We start from the raw sequence: 24,360 nt of genomic DNA, 5'->3' as shown, positions 1-24,360 counted from the left end.
TAGGCTAAAGGGGTCAGGCACCTATATCCGAAAATATGATAGGAAGAGACTATGCTTTCCTAAAAGGTAACTACCAATTATTAAATCATTATGCGAAAGTTCAATTCAATAACGTTTCGATAGAAGACTTTTATCGGGCGGTAAACGAGTCGAAACCGTCTTATATTAGAATTGAGGCGGATATGCTTATCATTATTCGTTATGAGATAGAAAAAGCACTCTTTCAAAATGAGATCGAAGTCAAAGATTTGCCGCAAATATGAAGAATATTTAAGGATTCGGCCTCAAAATGACGGAGAGGGAATTCTACAGGACGTTCATTGGTCTGGAAGAGATTTTGGCTATTTTTCTTATGCACTTGGCTATATACATGCCGCACAATTTAGAAATGCGATGCTAAAAGATTTGCCAAATATAAAGGAGTTATTAGAATCGAATCGGGACAATTGCATCCTATTCGTGAGTGGTTAACAACACATATTCATCAATATGGGAAAATGAAAAAAACACTTGAGCTATTACATGACGTAACAGATGAAGGACTCAGTACACAATATTTAATCGATTATCTAACTGAAAAATTTACAGAAGTATATCAATTACCATAAAAAAGCCAGCCACAGAAAAGTAGCGTTCAATGTTTAAATGAACGCTACTTTTTTGCAAGAAATTCCACATAAAGCATTATGAATGATGAGAGAGTGATGGTCTTGTGGAAATTAACGAAGTTTCTGGTTATTTATCTATGTTAGAAATCGATCGCGTCCTATACTGAAAAAAATAGGTATGTCCTACGAAAGGAAATATTCGCAATCCTATAGGTGAGCTCCCCTCTGCTTAACGGCTTTTTAAAGACTCTCTAATTAAAAACTGATGCTAATCTTCTTCCAGTTGGTCCAGTAATACGAAAATCATAACGTTCATTTGTAGGTGAAGCTTTCTGCGGAAAGCATTCTTTCATCACCAAAACCCTTTCATTTATTTGAATATTCCTATCTTTATTTTAGAACTTTTCAATTTTTGTAGGGAATGCTATAATGATTGTACAATTTAACAAGCATCACTCATATAATCGCGGGGATAAGGCCCGCAAGTTTCTACCAAGCTACCGTAAATAGCTTGACTATGGGTGAGCAGTGAGAAGTTTCATATTTATGAATTCTTTTACCTTTTTGCATATAAGCTCAAAGGCATTGCTTACTCATTACATGAGGATGCAATGACCTTTGGGCTTTTTTATTATGATTTCTCCATCGGTCAGTTGTTTGATAAAAAAGGGGGAAGCACTTTGGAATTACTTAAAAATAAGATTAGAGAAGAAGGGCTTGTTTTATCAGATGCCGTTTTAAAAGTAGATTCGTTTCTCAATCACCAAGTAGATCCAGACTTAATGAAAGAAATTGGAAAAGAATTTGCAGAGAAATTTGCTGCTGAAAAGGTAACGAAAATACTTACTTTAGAATCATCTGGGATTTCTCCGGCGCTAATGACTGCACTTGAATTGCATGTTTCAGTTATTTTTGCAAGAAAAAGAAAATCTTTAACATTAAATGATAACGTGTATGTTGCAAATGTTCGCTCTTTTACTAAAGGAGAAACAAATGAAGTAACAGTGTCAAAATCATTTATAAATAAAGAAGATCGTGTATTAATTATTGATGATTTTCTTGCGAATGGGCAAGCAGCTGAAGGACTCATTCATATTATTGAGCAAGCAGGTGCTGCACTAGCAGGTGTTGGAATTGTTATTGAAAAATCTTTCCAACCTGGAGGGAAAGAGCTGCGAGATCGCGGAATTCGCGTTGAATCATTGGCTCGTATTCAAGCATTAGAAAATGGAAAAGTGCAATTTCTAGAGGAGGCCTTTCAAGCATGATAAACAAGCAAGCAAGAGTAACGATATTAGCGATTCAACATGTGCTTGCAATGTACGCAGGTGCAGTCATTGTTCCGATTATTGTTGGAAGTTCGTTAGGAATGTCAAGTAAAGATCTTACGTATCTCGTTTCAGTCGATATCTTTATGTCGGGGCTTGCAACGTTGCTCCAAGTTTGGAAAAATCGTTTCTTTGGTATTGGTCTCCCGATTGTATTAGGTTGTACGTTTACAGCGGTGGCTCCGATGATCGCCATTGGAAAGCATTTTGGTCTTTCAACCATATATGGAGCGGTCATTGCGTCGGGACTATTTGTTATCATTATAAGTACTTTCTTCAGTAAATTGGTACGCTTTTTTCCACCTGTTGTCACAGGATCTGTCGTAACGATCATTGGTGTTACATTAATTCCAGTTGCGATGAATGATATGGCAGGCGGGCAGGGGAGTAAGGACTTCGGTTCACTGCCAAATATTATGTTAGCCTTTGGCACGTTAGTCATTATCATTTTATTACAACGGTTTTCAAAAGGTTTTATCCGTTCCATTTCAATTTTAATCGGATTAGCAATTGGTACTATTGCTGCCGCATTTATGGGGAAGGTTAGCTTTGCCCCTGTCTCAGAAGCATCATGGCTACATGTCGTTACACCATTTCATTTTGGAACACCTTCATTTGAATGGAGCTCGATCATTACAATGATTCTCGTTGCTATTGTTAGCTTAGTAGAGTCATCTGGTGTTTATTTTGCACTTAGTGACATTACGAAGGAACAGCTTTCAGAGAAGGATTTAGCAAACGGCTATCGCGCTGAAGGGCTTGCTGTCATGCTTGGCGGTATTTTTAATTCATTTCCTTACACTGCTTTTTCACAAAACGTAGGATTAGTACAAATGTCTGGTGTAAAATCAAAGAATATTATGTACTTAGTGGGAATCTTTCTATTAGTTTTTGGGGCGATTCCGAAATTAGGGGCATTAACAACGATTATTCCATCTTCAGTGCTAGGCGGAGCAATGATTGCGATGTTTGGAATGGTCATCGCATCAGGAATCAAAATGCTTAGTCGTGTCGATTTTTCAAACAATGAAAACCTATTTATCATCGCTTGTTCGGTCGGTATAGGATTAGGAGTTACAGTCGTTCCAAATATGTTTGTACATCTGCCAAGCAATGTACAATTGTTAACAAGTAATGGGATTGTGGCAGGTAGTTTTACAGCCATTATTTTAAATATATTTTTCCATGTTTTACCTTCGAAGCAGCATAAGTCTGCTGAAAAGGTTACACAATCTGTTACAACCCCGTAATCAATTTTTAACACTAAACATCCACTTTGATCATATAATGTATGGTAAATGGTTTTAAAGGGATGTGTAGAAAATTGAAAAAATTTTACTGTGAATATTGCCGAACGATTTCTGATCACAATTATGTCTGTGAAAAATGTGGACATCACCAGAAAAAAGAAATTATTATTCAATTAAGTTATCAAGATCAAACTAGACCGAAACATTCATCATGATTTGTTGCGGTCCAGTTTTGCAAACAATGCATATATAATAAAGAGGCTGGGACAACTCAAAAGTGATTAGCTAAAGGTGAATATTGCACAAAATCTGCTCCGAAAATATACGTGGACTCCTGCGGGGTTGGTGGGCAATATTCAAGTTTTCTTTAGTTAATATACTTTTGTCCAGCCTCTTTATATTATGATAAAGCATTATTTATTTTTTAATCTACCTGCTTTTCGAACTGCTTCTCTCAATAGAAATTCAATATGGGCATTCACACTTCTGAATTCGTCCTTTGCCCATGACTCAATCATTTCATAAAGTTCTGGGTCAAGTCGAAGTGGGTAATTTTTTTTCTTTGCCATTGTTAAGAACTCCTATTAATAAAGACTGCCAGTGTTAATAACGGGTTGAGACGAGCGGTCCGAAACAATTGAAACTAATAAGTTATTAATCATGGCCATTTTTCTTTCTTCATCTAACTCAAATCCATCTTTTTCAAGTTGCTCAATTGCAGCTTGTGCCATACCAACAGCACCCTCAACAATTTTTTTCCGAGCAGATAAAATGGCTGATGCCTGCTGACGTTGTAACATTGCGCCTGCAATTTCTGTTGAATAGGCAAGATGGGTTAATCTAGCCTCCATGATTTCAACCCCGGCAACGTCCAAGCGTGGCTGTAACTCTTCTTTTAAATTGTTAGAAACTTCATCTCCGTTGCCACGTAATGAAATAGCTGATTCGTCAAAGTGGTCATAAGGATATTTCGTTGCAACATGGCGCAATGCGGTTTCACTCTGGATCTCTACAAATCTTTCATAATTTTCAACGTTAAACATTGCTTTAGCAGAATCAATGACTCGAAAAACAATGACAGCGGCAATTTCAATCGGATTGCCATCTACATCATTGACTTTTAAGGTTGTGCTATTAAAATTCCGGACTCTAAGGGAAACTTTATTTTTTAATGTGAAAGGAATCGTAATATATAACCCGTTTTTTCGGATGGTTCCAATATATTTACCAAAGAATGTTAAAACAACGGCTTGATTAGGTTGAATAATTGTGAATCCGCTGAACAGAATGATTGTAATGAGGAGAAGAATGATTCCAATAAATATCAAACTTTTAAAAAAGCAAATTACACTTAAAAACAAAAGAATAATACCGACTAGCATGCCTAAATAACCATTTATAGACCAAGCATTTTTCTCTAACATTTTTTCACACCCCTAAGTATTAAATGATATTAAAATGATATCATTTTTGTATAAAAAAGGAAATGGTTATTAGGCACGGTAGATGAAAAGATACATTTTTTACAAGTCATTAAATATGTTGATTTTGTACCCAATCATCATACGAACCACTGCCGTTACAACCGGTACAATCATATGGATATACGTAATCATAGCATACTGGCATAATAAATCCTCTTCCATAGCAATCAGGACATTTATTCTGTGTTTTCATATTTTCCACATGCTTTTCTTGTTTGTCGATTTTCCATTGAGAAATTGCACTAAACAATCCCATCATGATCACCTCCTAAATCTTTGTATCTATAGGATTTGAAAAAAATAATCATTTTATACGTATTAGAGCCATTACAAGCTTACAATTTCTTCAATTTTTCAATTAGAAAGGGTCATTTCAAAAGATTGTAGTTTTTAAACGGGAAGTATGAAATTTGGAGAACGGAAATATTTACTTCTTTTCTGTTTTAAAAGCAACGATGATTATGAAAATAGCGATAAGAAAAATTCATTTTTATTTATAGTATGAAAAAGGTTGAAAATTCGTTAAAATAGAAATAACTACATCATTAGGGAGTCGTTAGGAAATGGTTAAACTCGTCCAAAAAGAACAACATGTTATAGTCGAACAAATTCTCTCATTCATTAAGAGAGTTTCAAATAATGGTGATCATGCTAGAGTGCAAAAGGCAAAACATCTTTTAAAGAAACTTGATCAGCAAGCATTCCATATTGCTTTCTGCGGTCATTTTTCCGCGGGGAAATCTACAATGATTAATCATTTAGTAGGGGAACAGGTACTTCCGTCAAGTCCAATACCGACAAGTGCAAACTTAGTAAAAGTCCATCGGGCAAACGAAGATTTTGCGATCGTTTACTATGATGATGAACAGCCTGTTTATTTTCCACAACTTCGTTCCATCGCTTTAATTAAAGAATTCTGCAAACAAGGTAATGTAAAAGAAGTAGAAATTGGCAAGGCGAACACGATACTGCCGGATAGTGTAGTTGTCATGGACACTCCTGGTGTGGATTCTACAGACGATGCGCATAGAATTGCAACAGAATCTGCAATTTATTTAGCTGATATGGTTTTCTATGTGATGGATTATAACCATGTCCAATCAGAATTGAATTTTCAATTCACAAAAGAGTTATTAAACCATGGAATGGAATTATATCTTGTCATTAATCAAATTGATAAGCATCATGATGAGGAACTATCATTTGCTGAATTTTCTAAGTCTGTGCAACAAGCATTTGCAACATGGGATGTACATCCAAAAGGTATCTTTTTTACAAGTTTAAAGCACCCGGACAATTCGCATAATCAAATAAAAGAACTGCAAGCATTTGTTCAACAAACAGTTGATGAGAAAGATATTAGAATCACTCATTCAATTGAATCCTCATTACATATATTAGAAGATGAACATATGAAATGGTTAGATGAAATGCTACATAAACAAATTGCACCATACGAACAAGTGCTAGAACATGTGGCAGTGGCTACGATTGATGCATCATCATGTTTTCAACAAGAACAGGATTTGCAAAATGAGCGTAAACGATTGCTAAGTATTGAAGATGCGTGGGCGCGATATTTTCAAACAGAGCTTGAAAAAGTATTAAAAAATGCATATTTAATGCCATTTGAAACAAGAGAATTAGCAAAATCTTATCTTGAGACGACTCAACAAGATTTTAAAGTCGGCGTTTTATTTACGAAGAAAAAAACTGAAGAGGAACGAAAAAAAAGATTGCATCTCTTTTTTGAGAAGCTGCAAAAAGACGTTGAATCTCAATTAACGTGGCATATTCGTTCCCTTGCTGCAACTGCGTTGAAAGAATTGAATATAAAAGGGACTACTTTTGCACAGGATGCTAGTTCGTTAACAGTCACTTTTGATGAACATTTATTAGAAGCCAATCTACAAAAAGGTGCACGTTTAACAGGGGAATATATTCTTCATTATTGTGATGATGTTAGTGCTAGCATAAAGAAAATTGCATTAAAACTTTGTAACGGATGGAAAGAACAAGTATTAGGTGCGTACAGAAAAGAGATTGCCACGCAATTAAGTAAAATAGAAACAGAGCTTGCTAACATATCAACATTGGCTGATGCGTTCCGATCAATTCAATATTATAAGGGTATATATGAAGAGAACATTAAGTTACTGCAAGTTCCACTTGATCATGTTGAGCAATTATTGCCGGAAATTCGTCAAGAATGGGAAAACGAACGGCAGCAAATGCGTGTTTATGATGAGTCACTTCAGCCTGATGTTATAAAAAAAGAGACTGGCAGTAGTAGAGAGAACAAACCATTTAACATCGACGAAACTCAATCAGTTCACCAATCCGAAACATTGATTGAAAAAATGGATCGAGCGATTGAATTACTTGCAAATAAGCATAGTTTTACGCGATATATTCAACATTTGCAAGATAAGAAAAAGCGGTTGGAGAATCAAGAATATACGATTGCTTTATTTGGTGCGTTTAGTGCGGGCAAATCTTCTTTTGCCAATGCATTGTTAGGGGAAAAAGTATTACCTGTTTCACCGAATCCGACGACAGCGGCTATAAATCGTATTTGTCCTGTTTCTGAAGAGCATAAACATGGGACAGCAAATGTGCATTTAAAAACGGCTGATCAATTGTTAGACGATGTTAGAAATTCATTAAAAGTGTTCAATTTGGATTGCCAATCTTTAATAGAAGCGAATGAACAAATTCGTACTTTAAAACGATTAAATAAAAGTGAAGGAAGGGAGAACATTCATCTTTCATTTTTACTTGCATTTGCAAAAGGCTTCGAACAGTACAAAGAGCAATTAGGACAAACGCTTGAAACAAATATTCAACAATTCCAAGCTTTTGTCGCAAATGAGGAACAATCGTGTTTTGTTGAATCCATTGATTTGTACTATGATGTTCCATTTACAAGAATGGGCATTACGTTAGTCGATACACCGGGAGCAGATTCGATCAATGCACGCCATACAGGAGTAGCGTTTGAATATATTAAAGAATCTGATGCGATTTTGTTTGTCACTTACTATAATCATGCATTTGCAAAAGCAGATCGTGAGTTTTTAATTCAACTTGGTCGTGTTAAAGATGCATTTGAACTCGATAAAATGTTTTTTATTGTGAATGCGATTGATTTAGCAGAATCAGAGGAAGAATTACATGAAGTATTGGACTATGTGAATGACCAACTTACTCAATATGGCATTCGTTTTCCAAGATTGTTTGGCATTTCTAGCTTATTGGCGATAAATGGGGAAGTAGAGCAATCAAAGCTGCCACATTTTCAGAAAGCATTTGAGCAATTTTTACAATATGATTTATTAAAAATGGTACTACAATCTGCTGAAAAAGAGCTTGAGAGAGGAAAGCAAATGGTAGATGCCATCATTTCTTCTGCGAGTGAGAGTAATGAACAAAAAGCAGAACGTAAACGGCAATTACATACTGCAAGAAAACAGATTGAACAGTTACTGCTTGATGCTAAACCAGACCAGATCATAACGAATGTCAAACAAGAGAAAAAAGAATTGCTATTTTATGTGAAGCAACGTGTCTTTTACCGCTTTCCTGACTTTTTTAAAGAAGCGTTTAACCCTGCTACTGTCTATAATCGTGAGGGGCTGAAACATGCGTTAGCAGAATTGCTTGACAGTGTAGGGTATGATTTTGCACAAGAATTTCGCGCGACGACACTGCGTCTTGAAGCTTATTCCAAAAAAATGTTTCATCAAGTGTTTGCACAGCTTGAAAAGGAAATACAAATATTAAACAATGAATTAAGTATGACGGATTTTGAACTGGAGAATAGAAAAACACCAGAATTTCCAAATGCATTTCAACATATTAACAATAAGCCTTTAGAACAAACGTTTAAACATTTTAAAAATGCGAAATCATTTTTTGAAAAAAATGAAAAGCAAGCAATGCAAGAAGAGTTGCAATCATTGCTTGAATTAGAGGCAGACATCTACTTACAGTCTCAAGATGAGAAATTGGAAAGTATGCTACAAACTTGGATAAAAGATGAGCACGAAAGAATGATAGCTGAAATAATTGCGGATATCACAGAACAATTTGAGGGCTGGTTCGAAGCTTTAGAACAAACGGTTAATGTAGAAGAATGGAAACACATTAGTAAGCTATTGTAAATAACTATTATATAGAAGAAAGGAAGTATTCATTTGAATGAAATAAAAAGCATTGAATGGTTGAAGAACCATTTTCGGGATGAACATCTTGTAGTTATTGACTGCAGATTTTCATTAGGAGACCCTGATTATGGAAGAAGGGTATATGAAGAGGGACATATCCCTGAAGCGATTTTCTTTGATTTAGAAAAAGATTTATCAAACCCTCCTCAACAGCACGGCGGTAGACATCCGTTGCCAGATTTACATCGTTTTATTGAAAAGTGTCAAGCTGCAGGAATTGATGACCAGTCTACAATAGTTGTTTATGACGATGGAGAAGGTTCATTTGCAAGCCGTTTTTGGTGGTTACTAACTTTTTTAAATCATCCGCACGTTTATATTCTTGATGGAGGCTACACTGGCTGGAAGGAAGCTCAATTGCCGACTACGACGGATATTCCATCCCCTGTAAAAACGAATTACCGGCCTGAGCCAAATGATGAAATGATCGTATCTTATGAAGATGTGAAACAGGCTGTCGCTAAAAAAGATCGAATCTTAATTGATTCACGTGCAAAAAATCGTTATCTTGGAATAGTAGAGCCAATCGATCGGGTACCAGGACATATTCCTGGTGCGATAAATATTGAATGGACGGATAGTTTAAAGAATGGTTTATGGCAGCCATTAGAAAAACAACAAGAACGATTTCAACTTTTAGACAAAAACGAAGAAATCATTGTTTATTGCGGATCAGGCGTGACGGCGACACCGAACTTTCTAGCATTAAAGGCAGCAGGGTTCCGAAATGTTAAGCTGTATCCCGGCAGCTACTCTGATTGGGTATCCTATGAAGAAAACCCAGTAGAGAAAGGTGAATCATGAGCTTCATGATCATAATGTAAACATATTTAATTATTCTGTTTATTTTAAAAAAATAATAAAAAACGCGTTACAAAATATAACATTCTATTGACAAAAAAACTTACATCGAATATAGTAAAAATATAAAAGAAAAGGAGAGTTCAAATATGAGTCGAAAAGAAATTCGCCGCTCAATGCCGCTATTATCCATTGGTACAGTAATGAAATTGACTGAACTGTCTGCTCGGCAAATTCGTTATTATGAAGAACATGAATTGATTTCTCCTGAAAGAACAGAAGGCAATCGTCGACTCTATTCTTTGAATGACGTTGACCAGTTATTAGAGATCAAAGATTTATTGGATCAAGGAATTAATTTGGCCGGCATTAAAAAGATTTTTAATATGAAACATGAACATAAAGAAATTCCTTCAGCATTGCTTGCGAAAAAACAAGTAACAGATGAAGAAATTCGCAAACGTCTTAGACAAGAGCTTTTACAAGCGGGACGCTTCCAGCGACCTAGTCAGAAGCTAAACGATATACCTAGATATTTTCATTAATGGTTCAAAGCTAGCTTTATAGCTTTTGATATATTTTTTATGTCCAAAGGGAGGAAAAGGTTACATGGCAAAGTATACACGCGAAGACATTACAAGAATTGCTAAAGAGGAAAACGTAAAATTCATTCGTTTACAGTTCACTGACATTTTAGGAACAATTAAAAACGTTGAAATCCCTGTAAGCCAATTAGAAAAAGCACTTGATAACAAAATGATGTTTGACGGTTCTTCTATTGAAGGTTTTGTACGTATTGAAGAATCCGATATGTATTTATATCCAGATTTAGATACATGGGTTATTTTCCCTTGGACTGCTGAAAAAGGAAAAGTTGCTCGTTTAATCTGTGACATTTACAATCCAGATGGAACACCTTTTGAAGGAGATCCACGCAACAATTTAAGACGTGTATTAAGAGAAATGGAAGCTCTTGGATTCACTAAATTTAATTTAGGACCTGAACCAGAATTTTTCCTATTCAAACTTGATGAAAAAAATGAACCTACTCTTGAATTAAATGATAATGGCGGATATTTCGATTTAGCTCCAACAGATTTAGGTGAAAATTGCCGTCGTGATATCGTGTTAGAACTTGAAGAAATGGGCTTTGAAATTGAAGCTTCTCACCATGAAGTAGCTCCAGGACAACACGAAATTGACTTTAAATATGCTGATGCCATTACTGCATGTGACAACATTCAAACATTTAAACTTGTTGTGAAAACCATTGCTCGTAAACATGGCTTACATGCAACATTTATGCCAAAACCATTATTCGGTGTGAACGGTTCTGGAATGCACTCTAACCTTTCTTTATTCAAAGGAAAAGAAAATGCATTCTTTGCTGAAGGTGAAGGAGAATTGCAATTAAGCGAAACGGCTTTTCAATTTATTGCAGGTATCATTAAACATGCACCTAACTTTACAGCAGTGACGAACCCAACTGTTAACTCATACAAACGTTTAGTACCAGGTTATGAAGCACCATGTTATGTAGCTTGGTCAGCTCGTAACCGTAGCCCGCTTATTCGTATTCCAGCTTCTCGCGGCTTAAGTACTCGTGTTGAAGTACGTAGTGTAGACCCTGCTGCAAATCCATACTTAGCAATGGCTGTATTACTTCAAGCTGGTTTAGATGGTATTAAAAATAAATTAGAAGCTCCTGCTCCAGTTGATCGTAACATCTACGTTATGACGAAAGAAGAAAGAGAAGAAGTAGGTATTATCGATCTTCCAGGTACTCTATACCAAGCACTATCAAACTTGCAATCTGATGAAGTGATGGTTAAAGCACTTGGCGAACACATTCTTGAACATTTCATCGAAGCAAAAGAAATCGAATGGGATATGTTCCGTACACAAGTTCACCCTTGGGAAAGAGAACAATACATGCAAATGTATTAATACATAAGCCCCTTGATACCTCTGGTATTAAGGGGCTTTTTGATTGTGGGTGAAAAATGACATGAAGTTTTTAAAATAAATCACCCACAAATCACCCACAAAAATATTCAATAATCATTGAGAATATCATTCATATGATCCTCAAATTTATTCAAACTATCTTTCTCTATTTTTTCAGATATATGTGCGTAAACATCGGAAGTAATTTGAATACTCCCATGTCCCAAACGCTCTTGGACATATTTCATATCAGCACCAGATTCTAGTAGTAAGACGGCATGTGTATGTCTAAGAGAGTGAATCGGGATTTGTGGTAATTGAGCATTATTAAGTATGCGTTTAAAAGCGTTGAATAACGAAGACTTTGGCATGATACTTCCATCATTTCGGCAAAGGACTAAATTGAGGTTATGCTTATAAATTTCATTTAAGGCTAGCTTGTTTTTATTTTGATATTTTTTGTGGAAATAAAGATCATTTATAAGAGATTTACTAATTGTTATGGTTCGAACAGAGTTGTAGGTTTTTGGATCATTAAATAATTCTTTTTCATGTTTTGCAGTAAAGTCCAATGTTTTGTTTATATGGATCGTTTGATTTTTAAAATCAATATCAGTCCATTGAAGGGCAGCTGCTTCACCCTTTCGCATACCTGTTTCAATTAGTACTTTAAAGAAAATCCAATAAATATAATCGTACTTATAGGCCTCCTGCAAAAAAGTTGATATGTGTTTTGATTCCATAAACTTCATATCATATTTTTTTTGAGTACCCTTGATAGTAGCTCCATGTGAAGGATTTTTTTCTATTTTATTTAAGATAGTTGCCTTTTCGAGTGCATTGTACATGGTACCATGAATAATTTCCACCGTACGCTTACTATATCCTTGTTTTGTTAAGTAATTAAGAAATTTTTGATACATAATTGGTCTCAAGTCTTTTAAGAGAATATCTTTAAAATACGGAATGATATGATGCTCTATATTTCTTTTATGTAATTCAAATGTATTTTTCCGAACACTACCACTTTTGTATTCATTTAGCCAGTTCTCTAAATAATTTTTTAATGAAATATCAGTTGACTCATAACCATCCATTAGTTTCTTTTCTTCGTTAGCCGCAGCTAATTGCGCTTCTTTTTTTGTAGCAAATCCACGCTTTGATCTTTCTTTATATTGATGTGTAAAAGGATCTTTATAACGAATTCTATATTCCCATCCAGTTGATAATTTTCGAAAACTAGCCATTACAATTCCTCCTTGTGAAATGCTATTAATCTATCAAATAACTAGTCACAAATAAATGCATTTTCAGGTACATTTCCATTCAAAAAATAACCTCGTCTTTTTAATTGGTTCAACCGTTGCAAACATAATTTCTTAGAGACTTTGAACATCTCAGACATTTGTTCTAACACTAATGGATCATCAAAGCGAATATACTTTAGCATGTGATAGGGGATTGCTGCATAAGTAACAAAATGCTGTGCATCCCATTCTTGGAGTTCACGAAATGCCTCCGGCATCATAGTTTGTATTCCGGCATGTCTAAGGATATGACATAATTCATGAAAAAATATTTCTCTGTGAAGTTCCGCTGATTTCCTACAATCAATATTAACTCCTCTATATCTGCCTACTACTTCAAAATATGAATTTATTGGTTTGTGATGGATATATATTTGTAGGTACTGAGCAACTGTATAGATATTTATCTGGTCTGGGTGGGTAATTTTTAATTTTAAATATAATTTTATAACCCAATCTTCTAAATGACTTGTACAGTACTTAATTTTTTTCATTTAAAGCTCACCTTATAAAACGAATGTATGTTCTATTTTAATTGTAAAACAAAACTCTTTCATATGGAAGAAAGAGTTTTTAAGAACTTAAGTGAACGGATGAATATATTTTTAAAAATTCTTCTGGATAAATAATTTTTGTCGATTTTGAAAAGAACATGTATTCAATTCCACGCATTTTTCTTTGAGCAGTATAAGTTAAAAAGTATTCTAAGTAAGGTAAACCAGTGTACATTTCTTTAATTTTATCATTATGATCATAGGTTACTATCCATACGTAATCACTTAACGTATTTTTAATTTTGGTTGCTAATTCAGCATGATCTTTTTGACTATAGAAATTAGTATACAAAGATGGCCCTTTTTCAAAATATGGTGGATCAAAAAAAGTAAAAGAATTTTCATTTTTTTTGATTACAGTATCAATGAATTCATAAGCATCCTCATTATAAATTGAAATCCGATCTTTTTTAGATGATATCTTTTTTATTTTACTTATTATTTTGCTCTTGTTAAATCTACAATCAAGTTTATATTTGCCCTTTTGTTCTTTTCCCCCTATAACACCCGCCTTTATTATTCCTGAACGATTTGTACGGTTTAGGAAAAGGGTACTAAAACCTAACGTTAATTCGTCAATGTTCTCTTTGAATTCTTGGATTTTTTTTTGTTTATACCATTCATCCATAGAGATTTCACAATCAATAATTTTCTGTATAAGTTTATCTGGAAAATTAACAACAGAGTACCAAAAACTATATATTGATCTATCATAATCGTTGATTATGATTTTATCAACTTCATCATTTAGTAAGAGAGAAATAGCAACACCAGCTCCACCTGCATACGGCTCTATATAGGTTTGCTTATCATTAATTTTGATTAGTTCTCTTACATAATTATAAGTAGAATGTTTCCCCCCAGGATATCTAAGCGGAGAAAGTGTTCTGGCCATAAAATCACCTCAACCATATATTATAATAATTATTTAAATTTGGCCAGAATAACGAATACTAGTAATTAGTAATATACAACTTTTTAATAAAATCAATTGCAAGATTGAATTGGAAAAAAAACTCTCCTAAATCATCTTCGTTATCGTGGATCCAGTACCTTAGGAGCTCGGTTTTTTCAAATATTAATTGATGTCTTCTAAACCATTCTTTGTAGTGTTCTCTGTATTTTTTGTCATTAGCATTTTCTAATCTATCATTTATATCATTTAAAATATTATCTCTGACAAGCTGTGAATGTATATATTCTTGATTATCAATCCAATAAGGATGATCTGAATTTTTAACTAGTTCCTCAAGATAATGATGAATTGTATATTCAGGAGACAATTCTCCTGGTAAAATACATATATTTTCATTTTCATCAATAATCTGTTGATATACCGTGCGTTTTTTTACATCTCCATCAAGCAAGATGATGACACTTTTAAAATATGAATCTTTAGATGGTAATTTTAGTAGAGTATCACAACTTATATTTGCGCTAATTTTGTTTAATCGTACACCATCTAAATTTACACCATCTGAAAATTTTAAGATTGATTGCAGGAGGAACTTTGCCTCTGCATCTTCCATATAAACTTTAATTTCTTGAAAATCATCATTAAAAGTTGCATATCTTAGAAACATATCATTTTTTATTTTTTTATAGTTTGGTTCTTTCATTATCATAGGTCTAATTGTATTTTGAAGATATACAACATTATAATGTAATCGGTTATCGGCAGGATTTTGTCTGGTTTGTATCTGTCTTCCAATCACTTCTTTAATTACTGTCAAAGAATGAGAGGTACAGATAATCTGTAACATTAAACTTTTTGATGCTTTGTCTAGAACTGTAATTAACTTTTCTTGAGCAGAAGGATGTAGACAGGCATCTACTTCATCTATGATTAATAATCCTCCTTTATATTCCTGCCCAAGTTCTCTTTTAAGCTTTCTGAATGAAATAATTGAAGTCAATATAGAACTCAGGCTATCCTGTCCTAAAGATACAGACTGATAGGGATAGTCTTCAAATGTTGGACCTATAGAACGTTTAGTACTATGCCTTAAATTTTGTTTTGAAGCTTTTTCAGTGTTGAGGTGTTCATCTCCGATTATTTCTTTATATTTTGTATTCATATAATTTAAATCACTCTCATCAACGTTAGTACTGGTCAATGAATATAAACTTTGATCTGATTCTCCAATAGGAATCACCCTGCTCATCCCTACATAGAGTGTAGGGATTGGAACTTTTGCACTAGAACCTATGTCTTGAACAGGTGCATTTATTTGTTTTCCATCACGATTTGCGTTTCTTGGTACAACTTTTAAGCGTCGATCTCCGTGTTTAGAAATACTGCATGTTTTATATATTTTTTCCTGGTTGTATTCATATTCCATTAAAACTGAGTATTTTGATTCTTTGTCTTGAATATAATCATAATCAGCATCTAAATGAAATATTTCTTGAAACTGACTTTGAAATATTTTATCAAAATAACTTTTATGTCCTTTGAGCTCTGAACCGTTGGCAATTAGCCCTAGGATAGTTGACTTCCCGATACCATTATGACCAGCAATTACAGTAATTCTTTCTCCTATATTAATTTTTATGTTTCTAAGCTTTCTAAACCTAAAGATATTTATCCAATTTATTTTATTCCTCATACAGGTACATCTCCATAATTCTAAATAATACAAAAAGACAACGTCCCAGCTAGACGCTATCTCCAATTAATTGGAATAGATTTTAAACTATTTATTATTTTGATTTCTTTCCTTCGCTAATTTAACAATCATTTTAAAATGTTCTTCAATCATTCGCACATCTTCGGGAGATAAGTTTTTCCACTCTTCAATATCAAAAAATCCAATTTGATCAAGACCGTACTCTTTAACTAGCTTAGTGATCTCAGCTAGGGAATCATAATAATCATGTGACTTATCATCTTCACCTGTTAAATAAGAGACTGAGACACCGTATTTATCAGCAAGTTTTCTAAGGGTATCTAAGGATGGCTCTCTACGTCCTTGTTCATAATATCCATACCCACTTTCGGTAATGCCTAAAAAATCAGCAATGTCTTTTTGCGTGAGCTTATTTAATTTTCTAAGTGACCTTAGTCTTTCAGCGAGTATTGACATTTTAATACTCCTTTATATTTTCTTAAATTCAATTATACAACAGTCAGTTGGGTGTAAAAATATAATTGTTAAAAAACAACAAAAAATTGGGTTTTTCATTGACAAACAACTTTTTGTTGGGTAATATTAAGACAACAAAAAGTTGGGGGTGAGAGATTGAAACAAAGGAGAGACAAATTAGTTTTATTAAGAAAATCAAAAGAATATCTTCAAAAAGATGTTGTAGATATATTAGATAAAAAATACAATATTATTATTTCTGATAGTTATTATGGAATGATTGAGCAAGGTAAAAGAACCCCAAGCCTTACAGTTGCCCTTGCGATTTCTGATATTTTTCAAGCTGATCCAAACGAAATTTTTTTTGGTAAAAAACAACAAAATGTTGTGTTACGGAGATAAGAAAAGTTATGAAAACGAATCATACCCGCAAAAACATTAACTAGGAGGTGATATGGGCATGAAGGAATTAAAAAAAGGCAACAGAGTATTAAAAGATATCGAACATGCTGTGAATGCTTGCTATCTCGACTAAATAATTACCTTTAAAATGATTCTACTAAAGAACATGTCACATTCAAATAAATAATTTGGTACAAAAAGGAGCAACTAAACATGAAATTAGGTGAGGAACTTGCTGAAGCACGTAAACGAAATGGACTCACCCAAGAACAATTAGCAGAACAATTACCCATTTCACGCGAGAGCTTAGCAAAATATGAAACTGGAAAAAGGAGTTATCCAGAGGACATGCGCCCAATTATTGCTAACGCAGTCGATGATCCAGAGTTCTTCTTTGATAATTGGGAAAACGCTACTGGCTATGTATCCATTCCTTATTTTGACGGGGAACATATCGATCAGCATCCAAGTAGCATGGTCTTTTTGGTCAAACTTGAAACGGATGAAGCCCTAGAAAAGCTTAAGCAAATTCATTGGCACAAATCGATACATACAAGATCGGAAAGAGAAAAAGAAGAAATTAAACAATTACTCTTCGAATTACTAGACGCAGCTGCAAGCATGATCAACTTAGTTGCTGTTATTTGTAGAGAACATAAATTTTCTATGAAAAAAATATTTACTCAATGGCGTTTGTCTCTTAGATCAAGAAAATATATTAACAGAGATATTTAAGAAAGTGGGTGTACTCAATGATCAATATTCAAGTTGATGAAAATGAGGTAAGAAAGCTTTATTTAGAAAAGATTGAGGAACAAATAAAAAAAATAGATACGGAGCTTATTTTTTGGGATTCTGCCGAGTTAAAACGTAGGACCGGCATGAGTTGGGGAACGATCCAGAAAGAATTTTTCTTTGATCCTCGATTTCCAAAATACAAAGTGGGGAGAGATTGGCGTTTTCCTGCTGAAGAAACGAAGCAATTTCTTATTAATTGGTTGAAAGAACAGCCAAGAAATTAGGAGGAAGAAGAAATGATAATGATTGATCAGTTTTTAAAGACGGATTTTAAACGTGTTATTAATGAATATCATTGTTCAATTCAATTGTGTAAGTCGATAACAGAATTTATTCGCGAGAATAATTTCGAAAAAAGTATTCAATTTACAGAGGACTTATTAAAATCACTGAAAGTGTTGCAAGAATTTAAACAAAAAAAGTCCAAATGTAATATTGAACTTACAAAAATAGCTCATAATCTTGTTCAAAAAAATGTGAAGGCCGAAACGATCAAATATCAGAAAAGGGAGGCTTAACAATGGGATTTATATGTTTTGGAATCTTCTTTATTCCTGCAACACTTATCGGACTTGGGCTTCTTATTTGGTGGGTGAATAACGATGTCAAGCAATGCTTTAGAAAGTTCATTCAAAGAGCTTATCGCTGAGTTTAACACCATCCCTTATACACAAAGGGGGAAAGTAGCCACTTATATGTTGTCTTTATTTCAATACACGTTTGATAAAGACGGAAAACAAAGTATGAGTAAAGAAGAAATTCATAAGTGGCTCAATAAAGCGATTAAGCATTCAAAAGCTGAGTAATAGATTATTTCGGCAGGGTTTGGTTCTTGCCGTGAGAAGCTGAAATAGGGAGTATGTTGCAATGAAAAGGGCTGAGAATCCGGGAGTAATTGATAGCGAAACCGAAAACTGCGGTTTCAACTTCTCACGGTGCGAATTAGCACTATAAAAATAGTTATTTCTAAGATTGAAAGGAGAAAAGGACGTTGGAAATGATGAACTATTTTGAAGGAAAAACGTTAACTGGACTTGTTCCAGACAACATTGAAAACGATGTAAAGTCAATTTTTACTGTTTATGAAGTCTGCGTGTTGCCAAATAAACAAGTTATTGTCAAAGTGCCAAAAGTTGAATATGAAAAAGTTGCTGAATTTAATGACAAAGTAAAAAAAATATTACTGCAAGTAAAAGAGAAAAATAGCGTACTAGCTGAAAAACTAGCACGCCGACATAGAGTTATTTAACAGAAATTGATTTTATTGCTGACGTAAAATAAAGAGTTTTATCTTCACCGTCGCCAATGCTAAATAAATCATGTGAAAGAAGAAATCCGGCTATTCCTAATCTTTCATCTTTTGTTGCTAAGGCTGATCCATTTTTTTCAAAGTCGCCTTGCAAATTGCCAATGTATTTTTGTTTTAGATAAAAAGTTGGTTGTTCATCAGTTATTGGAGCATTGTCAATTCCAATTAATATTGTATCAGGATGAACTTCAATTTTTTCACCATCAAGCATATTTATAGTGACCATGTTATCGCCTCCTTTCAAAACTATTTTAGCAAAGAAGATTATAGAAAAGGGGAGTTGCATTTTGAAATTATACAGAAAGGAAGTGAATCTACTTGCCAACTAAACTAGGTAGGATCGTGATTAAAGAAGAGTTCGTTGAGTTAACAGGAGATTTTAAGCTAGCCATTGTCTTAAATCAAATGATCTATTGGTCTGAGCGTGTAGCTGATTTTGACAAATTCATCAAAGAAGAGAAGGAAAGAATGGAAGCTGCACTACTAGATTCTTCTGCTTTAGACCTTCAAAACGGATGGATTTATAAGACAGCTGAGGAGCTTGCTGATGAGTGCATGATCACTAAATCAGAAGCAACAATGCGCAGATACCTCGAAAAACTTTGTGAGTGTGGATGGTTATCAAAAAGAACGAATCCGAAATACAGATGGGACAAGACTTTGCAGTATCGTGTGAACTTGTTTCAAATTCAATCTGATTTAAATAAAATGGGTTATTTTCTCGAAGGATATCAGCAAGTATTGGAATCAAAAAAACAGAATGACGAATCGAATTTTCAAAATGACGATTCGAGAAATCAAAATGAAAGTTCGAGCGATCAAAATGACGATTCGAATTTTCACAATGAGCGTTCGAACTTTCACGGTGAAAGAGCAATACCAGAGATTACTTCAGAGATTACTTCAGAACTTAAAAAAGAATTAGAAGGAGAAGCGCCCGCGCAGAATCCATTCAGATTTTTTGAAGAAAATGGATTTGGAGTTATTGGCAGTTATATATCCCAAAGAATTATTGCTTGGTGTAACGATTTAAGTGACGAACTCGTTATCGAAGCCATGAAAATAGCAATTGAACAGGATGCTAAAAAGTGGAGATTTATCGAGGCTGTTCTTAAAGATTGGGATGACAAGCAAATAAAAACGGTAGATCAGGCTAGAGCCTATCAAACCAAACGCAAGAATAGCCAATCTAAACAATTTTCTTCTCGTAAAGGCAAATCATTGAGAACAGAAAAGCTACCAGCATGGTACGAGAAAGAGCACTTGAAGGAGCAGCCATCAAGCAATGTGCCAGTAAGTTCGAATGGTGAAAGCTTGGAGGAAAAAAGGAAAAGGCTAGAAGCGATTCGAGCACAATATAAAAGCTGAAATGAGGGTTGGAAGTGTTAAATCGTGTTGTTTTAGTGGGAAGGTTAACAAAAGATCCTGATCTACGATATACACCAAATGGACATCAGGTAGCGACTTTTACACTTGCTGTGAATCGAACGTTCTCTAATCAGCAAGGAGAAAGGCAGGCAGACTTTATTAACTGCGTAGTTTGGAGAAAGCTTGCTGAGAATGTCGCGAATTACTTGAATAAAGGAAGCCTAGCAGGTGTGGATGGCAGGCTTCAAACGAGAACGTATGATGATAAATCTGGTAAGCGTGTTTATGTAACCGAAGTGATTGCAGAGTCAGTACAATTTCTAGAATCAAAGAAAAACAATCAATCTGGCAATCAAAATCAGCGTAACTCTGATCATGGACCATTTTCAGATACAACTGATTTTCCACCAATAAGTGAGGATGATTTACCATTTTAGGTACAAAAAAAGCCGGGCAATGAGCCCAGCGACAAATAAACACTATACATGTTTATTATACCACATACATAAAGGGGTGTGTCGCTTTGGCTAAAAGAATTAAAGAAGTTGACTTACTAGATGATATGACGATTAAACAAGCTTTAGAACCAGATAAAGTTGTTGTTGTTGTCCTCGACGGTAAACGAGGAATCGTCAGGAAATGTGAAGCTGTTGAACACGGTGAAACGATTGTTGAAACGATAAACGGTAAATTTAAAAAAGTCCATTTTCATGAATCTGAATTGGCTTAATGTTGATAAGTCTATTTTGAAACAAAGTCTGTACCTTTTCTAGTTGGTAAAAGGTACAGATATCTAAAATTTTGATTTTTAAAAATACTGATAGTGAATCACCAACGTCAGGAGGCGGGGTATTGATGGCTATGTCCATCGGCAAATCACTGAAATCGGATGGTATTAACGTCGGGAAAATCGAAAGTCAGTTTATGAAGAAAAAAAGAGCAAAAATATATATTGCACTAGAAGAAATCGATTTTATTTGGGATACCCGGGAGATACGTGAATTTATACAAATGTGGAGAAAAGGATTCTCCGTTAAATATATTGCAGATTATTTTGAACGTCCAGAAATTGATTGTGTCTTATTGGTAATGGATTTGAGCATAAAAGGCAGAATTAAGCCAAGATTAAACGGGCTGTTCTAACAAGAGGTGATCAAATGGGCAAAGATTCTAGAAAGCGAGAGCAGCCTAAACAGGCTGTTTCCACGCTTAATGTAGAGATCATGAAGGCTTATAATGCTGGCTATAAAAAAGGCGCACAGGAACAAAGGTTAGCAGATTTTAAGAAAATGATGTCATGGATTGAAAGTTTACAAGAAATATATGGTGTCGGTGAAAGGACACAGTTTAAGATAGGACATTATTTTCTAAGGAATTTTACAAAGGGTGATTCAAATGCCACGAGTTGAACGTGAAATGATGGTTGAATGGCTGCATATATGCACCGGATATTCCAGAGAATTTTGGGATAAGTGCACTGATAAACAATTAGAAATGGAATATAAAATACATGTGATTGAAGGGGATCAGTGGAATGAATAAGGCCAAATATAAAAGGAGACTTAAAAAGGAATTTAAGCGCCGTCAAAAAATGATTCGTATGCATCACTGGAAAAGGTTGTTTGTCCAATCTGGATTTTTGAAAGAGTAGTAGAAAAATATTGCGAAAGGAGGAAATATTAATGGATATTATGCCAGTTTATGTTGTTCCGACCATATTGCGAAACAAGGAAGGAGAGACAAACGATGAAAAAGGATGCATGGGTTTTACGTCTAAAAGACGAATCAAAGGAAGATTACATGACGGGTGATTATTATTTTGATGATAAAGGTGAGGATGTTGATTGGTTAACGAAGGATTTAAACAGTGCAACATTATTTGAAGATAAAGAATGTGCGATAAAAAACTTCAAACTTCATGAAAAGACTATTTTTGATAAGTTTGGAAAAGGTGCAATTTGCAATTTTGGATATACAAATCTCATGAAACATTTTGAGTTTGTTGAAGTTGAGATTGAAATTGATTAATTCGTAGTACGATCATACTGCGAAACAAGAAGGGATGCGATTAAAGTTCTTATTGAATACGAGGTATTCTCATTAGTAGCGTGTGTTTTTGCATTATGTGTACTATTTATTTTATGGAAATTAAAATGACATAAAAATTGCGTCAGGGCGATAAAATGAAAGTTGTTTATGTAAAATGGCATAACAATTATGAATTTGAATTAGGCAAGGAATATGAAGCGAAGTATTATAAAAAGCCCACTTTTTTATAAAGAAGGCTTTTAGAAGGATAAATCAGTTATTTTTCACTATGATTAAATTTGTCTTTGTAGAAAATGTAATCAACTTTGTGTTTTGTAGCCATTAATTGAGAAGCTAATATTGCAGTATATATTGTTGTTAGAAGAACAGCTAATACACCAATTTCTAATACAGAATCATTTTTTGACATAAAGTTACACCTCCTTCTAAATGTATCTTTTCTAAATTAGAAAAATTTATACGAAGGATAGTTAGTGATATTGGAAAGAGAAAGGAAGGGTGAAGGGAAATCTCTGTATTTAAAATAATACTACGACGCATTTTAAATATAAATATACACATGGTATAATTACTAAATAATCAATATGTCCAAGTAACGGATAAAGCGTGCGGACACTGACTAAGACAGCTTAAATGCTGTTTAGTTGGTGTCCTTTTTTATTTATTAAAAGGGGGAAATAGTATGGGTGATCAATTAAGCTTTTTTGAACTAAAGGAGATTGATCGAAAAAGAACAAAAGAAAAAGTTGAGGCTAAACTTGAAAAATTTCGTGCTTGTTTATTGACTCCAGAACTAAATAGCAGACCTAAAATAACTCCAAACTATTCTTTTGATATTCCACCAACATTTAGTAATGCTTTTCACTCGTCAACCGAAGATGCAGCCATCGCTAACGCTGATTACGTTGTCGAACGAAGCCATTACATTAAACGAATATCAATGGCAGTGAATCGTCTTAAATTTAAAGAAAGAGCCATTATCATACGTAGATATATGTCCGAAGATGAAGTTAGGGATTGGGAAATCTGCAATGAACTCCATATGTCAGAAAGAACTTACAGAAGAATAAAATCAAGTGCCTTTTATAATTTAGCGTTTGCCCTCAACATTGTGGTTTATAAAGAACAGGAGGATAAAGATCATGAACTTTGTCCAGCCAATTAGAGATTCAGAAAAGATTGAAAAAATGAAGGCACATTTAAAAAGAAAAAGTGAACGTAACTATATTTTGTTTTTACTTGGGATAACAACCGGGTTGAGAATATCAGATATCCTGCAACTAAAAAAGGACGACCTGTTAAAGAGTCATATTAATATCAAAGAAACAAAAACAAATAAAAATAAAAGGGTCAAGATACCAGGCTACATTAAGAAAGAAATTATTCCATATGTTAAAAACCTTGCTGATGGAGATTATGTCATAAAAAGCCGTCAAGGAGTTAATAGACCAATTGATCGGTCAACAGCCTATCGTATTTTACGTGAGGCAGCTGAACAAGTAGGATTATCGGAAATCGGTACTCACACGCTTAGGAAAACCTTCGGTTATCATTTTTATCAACAGACAAAGGATGTAGCTTTGCTGCAGGAATTATTTAATCATTCTCGTCCAGATATTACAAAAAGATATATTGGTATTAATCAAGATACATTAGATAAGGCAATGGACAAATTTAGGATTTAGTCCTTTTCTTTTTAGCATTAACTACAACATAAAAAATCATGGCGTGCAGTCATTTTTAAAAGTTTGTTTAAACCATGAGTACCAACGCTTTCAGCGTTTAGGCGAGTGCAACAGTCTATGTATTGTATTGTACTCAATAAATTATTAAGGAGGAGAAA

General features: G+C 34.2%; 31 protein-coding genes, 1 pseudogene and 1 riboswitch. Of the genes and pseudogenes, 22 read left to right on the top strand and 10 right to left on the bottom strand.

Annotation, left to right across the window (positions count from 1 at the left end):
* Positions 1 to 14: 14 nt before the first annotated feature.
* The 3 genes and pseudogenes from G4D61_RS11360 to G4D61_RS11350 all read left to right on the top strand — a co-directional run.
* Positions 15 to 608: pseudogene (locus tag G4D61_RS11360) on the top strand (carboxypeptidase M32); the annotation flags it as partial.
* 436 nt (positions 609 to 1,044) lie between these two features.
* Positions 1,045 to 1,146: riboswitch (purine riboswitch) on the top strand.
* Positions 1,147 to 1,288: 142 nt separating this feature from the next.
* Positions 1,289 to 1,876: a xanthine phosphoribosyltransferase gene (locus G4D61_RS11355; protein WP_163173986.1), complete on the top strand. Its 588-nt coding sequence runs from the start codon at positions 1,289 to 1,291 to the stop codon at positions 1,874 to 1,876.
* Positions 1,873 to 3,186 (top strand): nucleobase:cation symporter-2 family protein, encoded by a 1,314-nt coding sequence (locus tag G4D61_RS11350; protein ID WP_025731184.1) that lies wholly within the window; start codon positions 1,873 to 1,875, stop codon positions 3,184 to 3,186. Before G4D61_RS11355 ends, G4D61_RS11350 begins: the two co-directional genes overlap by 4 nt.
* Positions 3,187 to 3,599: 413 nt before the next feature.
* Here G4D61_RS11350 and G4D61_RS11345 read toward each other — a convergent pair whose 3' ends face one another.
* The 3 genes from G4D61_RS11345 to G4D61_RS11335 form a co-directional block, all read right to left on the bottom strand.
* The gene (locus G4D61_RS11345) at positions 3,600 to 3,755 is read right to left on the bottom strand and encodes a type II toxin-antitoxin system antitoxin (protein WP_035349148.1); all 156 of its coding nucleotides are present in this window, start codon (positions 3,753 to 3,755) and stop codon (positions 3,600 to 3,602) included.
* A gap of 15 nt (positions 3,756 to 3,770) precedes the next feature.
* Positions 3,771 to 4,610, bottom strand: coding sequence for an SPFH domain-containing protein (locus G4D61_RS11340; RefSeq protein WP_025731185.1), 840 nt, complete (start codon positions 4,608 to 4,610; stop codon positions 3,771 to 3,773).
* 109 nt (positions 4,611 to 4,719) lie between these two features.
* A complete protein-coding gene (locus G4D61_RS11335) occupies positions 4,720 to 4,926 on the bottom strand; it encodes a hypothetical protein (RefSeq protein WP_025731186.1) in 207 nt (68 codons plus the stop codon).
* 307 nt (positions 4,927 to 5,233) lie between these two features.
* Between G4D61_RS11335 and G4D61_RS11330 the strand changes: the two genes are divergently transcribed.
* The 4 genes from G4D61_RS11330 (at position 5,234) to glnA (ending at position 11,644) form a co-directional block, all read left to right on the top strand.
* Complete coding sequence (locus G4D61_RS11330; RefSeq protein WP_163173984.1) at positions 5,234 to 8,833, top strand: dynamin family protein; 3,600 nt, start codon at positions 5,234 to 5,236, stop codon at positions 8,831 to 8,833.
* Between the two features lie 33 nt (positions 8,834 to 8,866).
* Positions 8,867 to 9,700, top strand: a complete 834-nt coding sequence (locus tag G4D61_RS11325) for a sulfurtransferase (protein ID WP_163173982.1) — start codon at positions 8,867 to 8,869, stop codon at positions 9,698 to 9,700.
* Positions 9,701 to 9,846: 146 nt separating this feature from the next.
* Entirely contained in the window at positions 9,847 to 10,242 is a 396-nt protein-coding gene (locus G4D61_RS11320) for a MerR family transcriptional regulator (RefSeq protein WP_025731188.1), read from the top strand.
* A gap of 64 nt (positions 10,243 to 10,306) precedes the next feature.
* On the top strand, positions 10,307 to 11,644 hold the full coding sequence (glnA, locus tag G4D61_RS11315; RefSeq protein ID WP_025731189.1) for a type I glutamate--ammonia ligase: 1,338 nt from the start codon (positions 10,307 to 10,309) through the stop codon (positions 11,642 to 11,644).
* A 107-nt stretch (positions 11,645 to 11,751) separates the two neighbouring features.
* Here the strand turns inward: glnA and G4D61_RS11310 are convergent, their stop codons facing one another.
* From G4D61_RS11310 to G4D61_RS11290, 5 genes are all read right to left on the bottom strand, one after another.
* Positions 11,752 to 12,891, bottom strand: a complete 1,140-nt coding sequence (locus tag G4D61_RS11310) for a site-specific integrase (RefSeq protein WP_163173980.1) — start codon at positions 12,889 to 12,891, stop codon at positions 11,752 to 11,754.
* 41 nt (positions 12,892 to 12,932) lie between these two features.
* Complete coding sequence (locus tag G4D61_RS11305; protein ID WP_163173978.1) at positions 12,933 to 13,445, bottom strand: ImmA/IrrE family metallo-endopeptidase; 513 nt, start codon at positions 13,443 to 13,445, stop codon at positions 12,933 to 12,935.
* Between the two features lie 79 nt (positions 13,446 to 13,524).
* Positions 13,525 to 14,400 (bottom strand): DNA adenine methylase, encoded by an 876-nt coding sequence (locus G4D61_RS11300; protein WP_163173976.1) that lies wholly within the window; start codon positions 14,398 to 14,400, stop codon positions 13,525 to 13,527.
* A gap of 58 nt (positions 14,401 to 14,458) precedes the next feature.
* Complete coding sequence (locus G4D61_RS11295) at positions 14,459 to 16,114, bottom strand: AAA family ATPase (protein WP_163173974.1); 1,656 nt, start codon at positions 16,112 to 16,114, stop codon at positions 14,459 to 14,461.
* Between the two features lie 87 nt (positions 16,115 to 16,201).
* Positions 16,202 to 16,591 carry a helix-turn-helix domain-containing protein gene (locus G4D61_RS11290; RefSeq protein ID WP_163173972.1) on the bottom strand — a complete coding sequence of 130 codons (390 nt, stop codon included), beginning with the start codon at positions 16,589 to 16,591 and terminating at the stop codon, positions 16,202 to 16,204.
* Between the two features lie 156 nt (positions 16,592 to 16,747).
* Here G4D61_RS11290 and G4D61_RS11285 point away from each other — a divergent pair, with 156 nt between their 5' ends.
* The 6 genes from G4D61_RS11285 to G4D61_RS11260 all read left to right on the top strand — a co-directional run bounded on the left by G4D61_RS11285 (position 16,748) and on the right by G4D61_RS11260 (position 19,040).
* Positions 16,748 to 16,993: a helix-turn-helix transcriptional regulator gene (locus G4D61_RS11285; protein WP_163173970.1), complete on the top strand. Its 246-nt coding sequence runs from the start codon at positions 16,748 to 16,750 to the stop codon at positions 16,991 to 16,993.
* 213 nt (positions 16,994 to 17,206) lie between these two features.
* On the top strand, positions 17,207 to 17,728 hold the full coding sequence (locus G4D61_RS11280) for a helix-turn-helix domain-containing protein (RefSeq protein ID WP_035354151.1): 522 nt from the start codon (positions 17,207 to 17,209) through the stop codon (positions 17,726 to 17,728).
* Between the two features lie 17 nt (positions 17,729 to 17,745).
* Positions 17,746 to 18,015: a group-specific protein gene (locus tag G4D61_RS11275; RefSeq protein ID WP_035354152.1), complete on the top strand. Its 270-nt coding sequence runs from the start codon at positions 17,746 to 17,748 to the stop codon at positions 18,013 to 18,015.
* A 12-nt stretch (positions 18,016 to 18,027) separates the two neighbouring features.
* Positions 18,028 to 18,309 (top strand): hypothetical protein, encoded by a 282-nt coding sequence (locus tag G4D61_RS11270; RefSeq protein ID WP_035354153.1) that lies wholly within the window; start codon positions 18,028 to 18,030, stop codon positions 18,307 to 18,309.
* 84 nt (positions 18,310 to 18,393) lie between these two features.
* Positions 18,394 to 18,597 carry a hypothetical protein gene (locus G4D61_RS11265; protein WP_163173968.1) on the top strand — a complete coding sequence of 68 codons (204 nt, stop codon included), beginning with the start codon at positions 18,394 to 18,396 and terminating at the stop codon, positions 18,595 to 18,597.
* Positions 18,598 to 18,782: 185 nt separating this feature from the next.
* Entirely contained in the window at positions 18,783 to 19,040 is a 258-nt protein-coding gene (locus G4D61_RS11260; protein ID WP_163173966.1) for a hypothetical protein, read from the top strand.
* Here G4D61_RS11260 and G4D61_RS11255 read toward each other — a convergent pair.
* Positions 19,033 to 19,326 carry a hypothetical protein gene (locus G4D61_RS11255; RefSeq protein ID WP_035354160.1) on the bottom strand — a complete coding sequence of 98 codons (294 nt, stop codon included), beginning with the start codon at positions 19,324 to 19,326 and terminating at the stop codon, positions 19,033 to 19,035. The genes G4D61_RS11260 and G4D61_RS11255 overlap by 8 nt on opposite strands.
* 92 nt (positions 19,327 to 19,418) lie before the next feature.
* Between G4D61_RS11255 and G4D61_RS11250 the strand changes: the two genes are divergently transcribed.
* The 7 genes from G4D61_RS11250 to G4D61_RS11220 all read left to right on the top strand — a co-directional run bounded on the left by G4D61_RS11250 (position 19,419) and on the right by G4D61_RS11220 (position 22,496).
* Positions 19,419 to 20,468 (top strand): DnaD domain-containing protein, encoded by a 1,050-nt coding sequence (locus G4D61_RS11250; RefSeq protein ID WP_052137840.1) that lies wholly within the window; start codon positions 19,419 to 19,421, stop codon positions 20,466 to 20,468.
* Positions 20,469 to 20,482: 14 nt separating this feature from the next.
* Positions 20,483 to 20,905: a single-stranded DNA-binding protein gene (gene ssb, locus G4D61_RS11245; RefSeq protein WP_163173964.1), complete on the top strand. Its 423-nt coding sequence runs from the start codon at positions 20,483 to 20,485 to the stop codon at positions 20,903 to 20,905.
* Between the two features lie 86 nt (positions 20,906 to 20,991).
* Positions 20,992 to 21,198, top strand: a complete 207-nt coding sequence (locus G4D61_RS11240) for an XtrA/YqaO family protein (RefSeq protein WP_035354166.1) — start codon at positions 20,992 to 20,994, stop codon at positions 21,196 to 21,198.
* Positions 21,199 to 21,323: 125 nt separating this feature from the next.
* Positions 21,324 to 21,611 (top strand): hypothetical protein, encoded by a 288-nt coding sequence (locus tag G4D61_RS11235; protein ID WP_052137841.1) that lies wholly within the window; start codon positions 21,324 to 21,326, stop codon positions 21,609 to 21,611.
* Positions 21,612 to 21,625: 14 nt separating this feature from the next.
* Complete coding sequence (locus tag G4D61_RS11230; protein WP_163173962.1) at positions 21,626 to 21,877, top strand: hypothetical protein; 252 nt, start codon at positions 21,626 to 21,628, stop codon at positions 21,875 to 21,877.
* Positions 21,864 to 22,010 (top strand): hypothetical protein, encoded by a 147-nt coding sequence (locus G4D61_RS11225; protein WP_161783366.1) that lies wholly within the window; start codon positions 21,864 to 21,866, stop codon positions 22,008 to 22,010. Before G4D61_RS11230 ends, G4D61_RS11225 begins: the two co-directional genes overlap by 14 nt.
* Positions 22,011 to 22,214: 204 nt before the next feature.
* Positions 22,215 to 22,496, top strand: coding sequence for a hypothetical protein (locus G4D61_RS11220; protein ID WP_163173960.1), 282 nt, complete (start codon positions 22,215 to 22,217; stop codon positions 22,494 to 22,496).
* A 277-nt stretch (positions 22,497 to 22,773) separates the two neighbouring features.
* Here G4D61_RS11220 and G4D61_RS11215 read toward each other — a convergent pair whose 3' ends face one another.
* Complete coding sequence (locus G4D61_RS11215; RefSeq protein ID WP_163173958.1) at positions 22,774 to 22,926, bottom strand: hypothetical protein; 153 nt, start codon at positions 22,924 to 22,926, stop codon at positions 22,774 to 22,776.
* Positions 22,927 to 23,199: 273 nt separating this feature from the next.
* Between G4D61_RS11215 and G4D61_RS11210 the strand changes: the two genes are divergently transcribed.
* Together G4D61_RS11210 and G4D61_RS11205 are read left to right on the top strand one after the other, a co-directional pair.
* Entirely contained in the window at positions 23,200 to 23,682 is a 483-nt protein-coding gene (locus tag G4D61_RS11210; protein ID WP_163173956.1) for an ArpU family phage packaging/lysis transcriptional regulator, read from the top strand.
* A complete protein-coding gene (locus G4D61_RS11205; protein WP_163173954.1) occupies positions 23,660 to 24,202 on the top strand; it encodes a site-specific integrase in 543 nt (180 codons plus the stop codon). Before G4D61_RS11210 ends, G4D61_RS11205 begins: the two co-directional genes overlap by 23 nt.
* Positions 24,203 to 24,360: the final 158 nt, after the last annotated feature.

The organism is Heyndrickxia ginsengihumi (assembly GCF_011008565.1).
GTDB classification, from domain to species: domain Bacteria; phylum Bacillota; class Bacilli; order Bacillales; family Bacillaceae_C; genus Weizmannia; species Weizmannia ginsengihumi.
This window is presented reverse-complemented; position numbering and strand designations above follow the sequence as displayed.

Coding starts and splice junctions, on each gene's coding strand:
- G4D61_RS11230 (WP_163173962.1), top strand. CDS start 21,626: ATGGGCAAAGATTCTAGAAAGCGAGAGCAGCCTAAACAGGCTGTTTCC.
- glnA (WP_025731189.1), top strand. CDS start 10,307: ATGGCAAAGTATACACGCGAAGACATTACAAGAATTGCTAAAGAGGAA.
- G4D61_RS11255 (WP_035354160.1), bottom strand. CDS start 19,326: ATGGTCACTATAAATATGCTTGATGGTGAAAAAATTGAAGTTCATCCT.
- G4D61_RS11280 (WP_035354151.1), top strand. CDS start 17,207: ATGAAATTAGGTGAGGAACTTGCTGAAGCACGTAAACGAAATGGACTC.
- G4D61_RS11205 (WP_163173954.1), top strand. CDS start 23,660: ATGAACTTTGTCCAGCCAATTAGAGATTCAGAAAAGATTGAAAAAATG.
- G4D61_RS11300 (WP_163173976.1), bottom strand. CDS start 14,400: ATGGCCAGAACACTTTCTCCGCTTAGATATCCTGGGGGGAAACATTCT.
- G4D61_RS11275 (WP_035354152.1), top strand. CDS start 17,746: ATGATCAATATTCAAGTTGATGAAAATGAGGTAAGAAAGCTTTATTTA.
- G4D61_RS11340 (WP_025731185.1), bottom strand. CDS start 4,610: ATGTTAGAGAAAAATGCTTGGTCTATAAATGGTTATTTAGGCATGCTA.
- G4D61_RS11265 (WP_163173968.1), top strand. CDS start 18,394: ATGTCAAGCAATGCTTTAGAAAGTTCATTCAAAGAGCTTATCGCTGAG.
- G4D61_RS11225 (WP_161783366.1), top strand. CDS start 21,864: ATGCCACGAGTTGAACGTGAAATGATGGTTGAATGGCTGCATATATGC.
- G4D61_RS11305 (WP_163173978.1), bottom strand. CDS start 13,445: ATGAAAAAAATTAAGTACTGTACAAGTCATTTAGAAGATTGGGTTATA.
- G4D61_RS11270 (WP_035354153.1), top strand. CDS start 18,028: ATGATAATGATTGATCAGTTTTTAAAGACGGATTTTAAACGTGTTATT.
- G4D61_RS11235 (WP_052137841.1), top strand. CDS start 21,324: ATGGCTATGTCCATCGGCAAATCACTGAAATCGGATGGTATTAACGTC.
- G4D61_RS11350 (WP_025731184.1), top strand. CDS start 1,873: ATGATAAACAAGCAAGCAAGAGTAACGATATTAGCGATTCAACATGTG.
- G4D61_RS11290 (WP_163173972.1), bottom strand. CDS start 16,591: ATGTCAATACTCGCTGAAAGACTAAGGTCACTTAGAAAATTAAATAAG.
- G4D61_RS11220 (WP_163173960.1), top strand. CDS start 22,215: ATGAAAAAGGATGCATGGGTTTTACGTCTAAAAGACGAATCAAAGGAA.
- G4D61_RS11215 (WP_163173958.1), bottom strand. CDS start 22,926: ATGTCAAAAAATGATTCTGTATTAGAAATTGGTGTATTAGCTGTTCTT.
- G4D61_RS11310 (WP_163173980.1), bottom strand. CDS start 12,891: ATGGCTAGTTTTCGAAAATTATCAACTGGATGGGAATATAGAATTCGT.
- G4D61_RS11335 (WP_025731186.1), bottom strand. CDS start 4,926: ATGGGATTGTTTAGTGCAATTTCTCAATGGAAAATCGACAAACAAGAA.
- G4D61_RS11320 (WP_025731188.1), top strand. CDS start 9,847: ATGAGTCGAAAAGAAATTCGCCGCTCAATGCCGCTATTATCCATTGGT.
- G4D61_RS11330 (WP_163173984.1), top strand. CDS start 5,234: ATGGTTAAACTCGTCCAAAAAGAACAACATGTTATAGTCGAACAAATT.
- G4D61_RS11210 (WP_163173956.1), top strand. CDS start 23,200: ATGGGTGATCAATTAAGCTTTTTTGAACTAAAGGAGATTGATCGAAAA.
- G4D61_RS11295 (WP_163173974.1), bottom strand. CDS start 16,114: ATGAGGAATAAAATAAATTGGATAAATATCTTTAGGTTTAGAAAGCTT.
- G4D61_RS11345 (WP_035349148.1), bottom strand. CDS start 3,755: ATGGCAAAGAAAAAAAATTACCCACTTCGACTTGACCCAGAACTTTAT.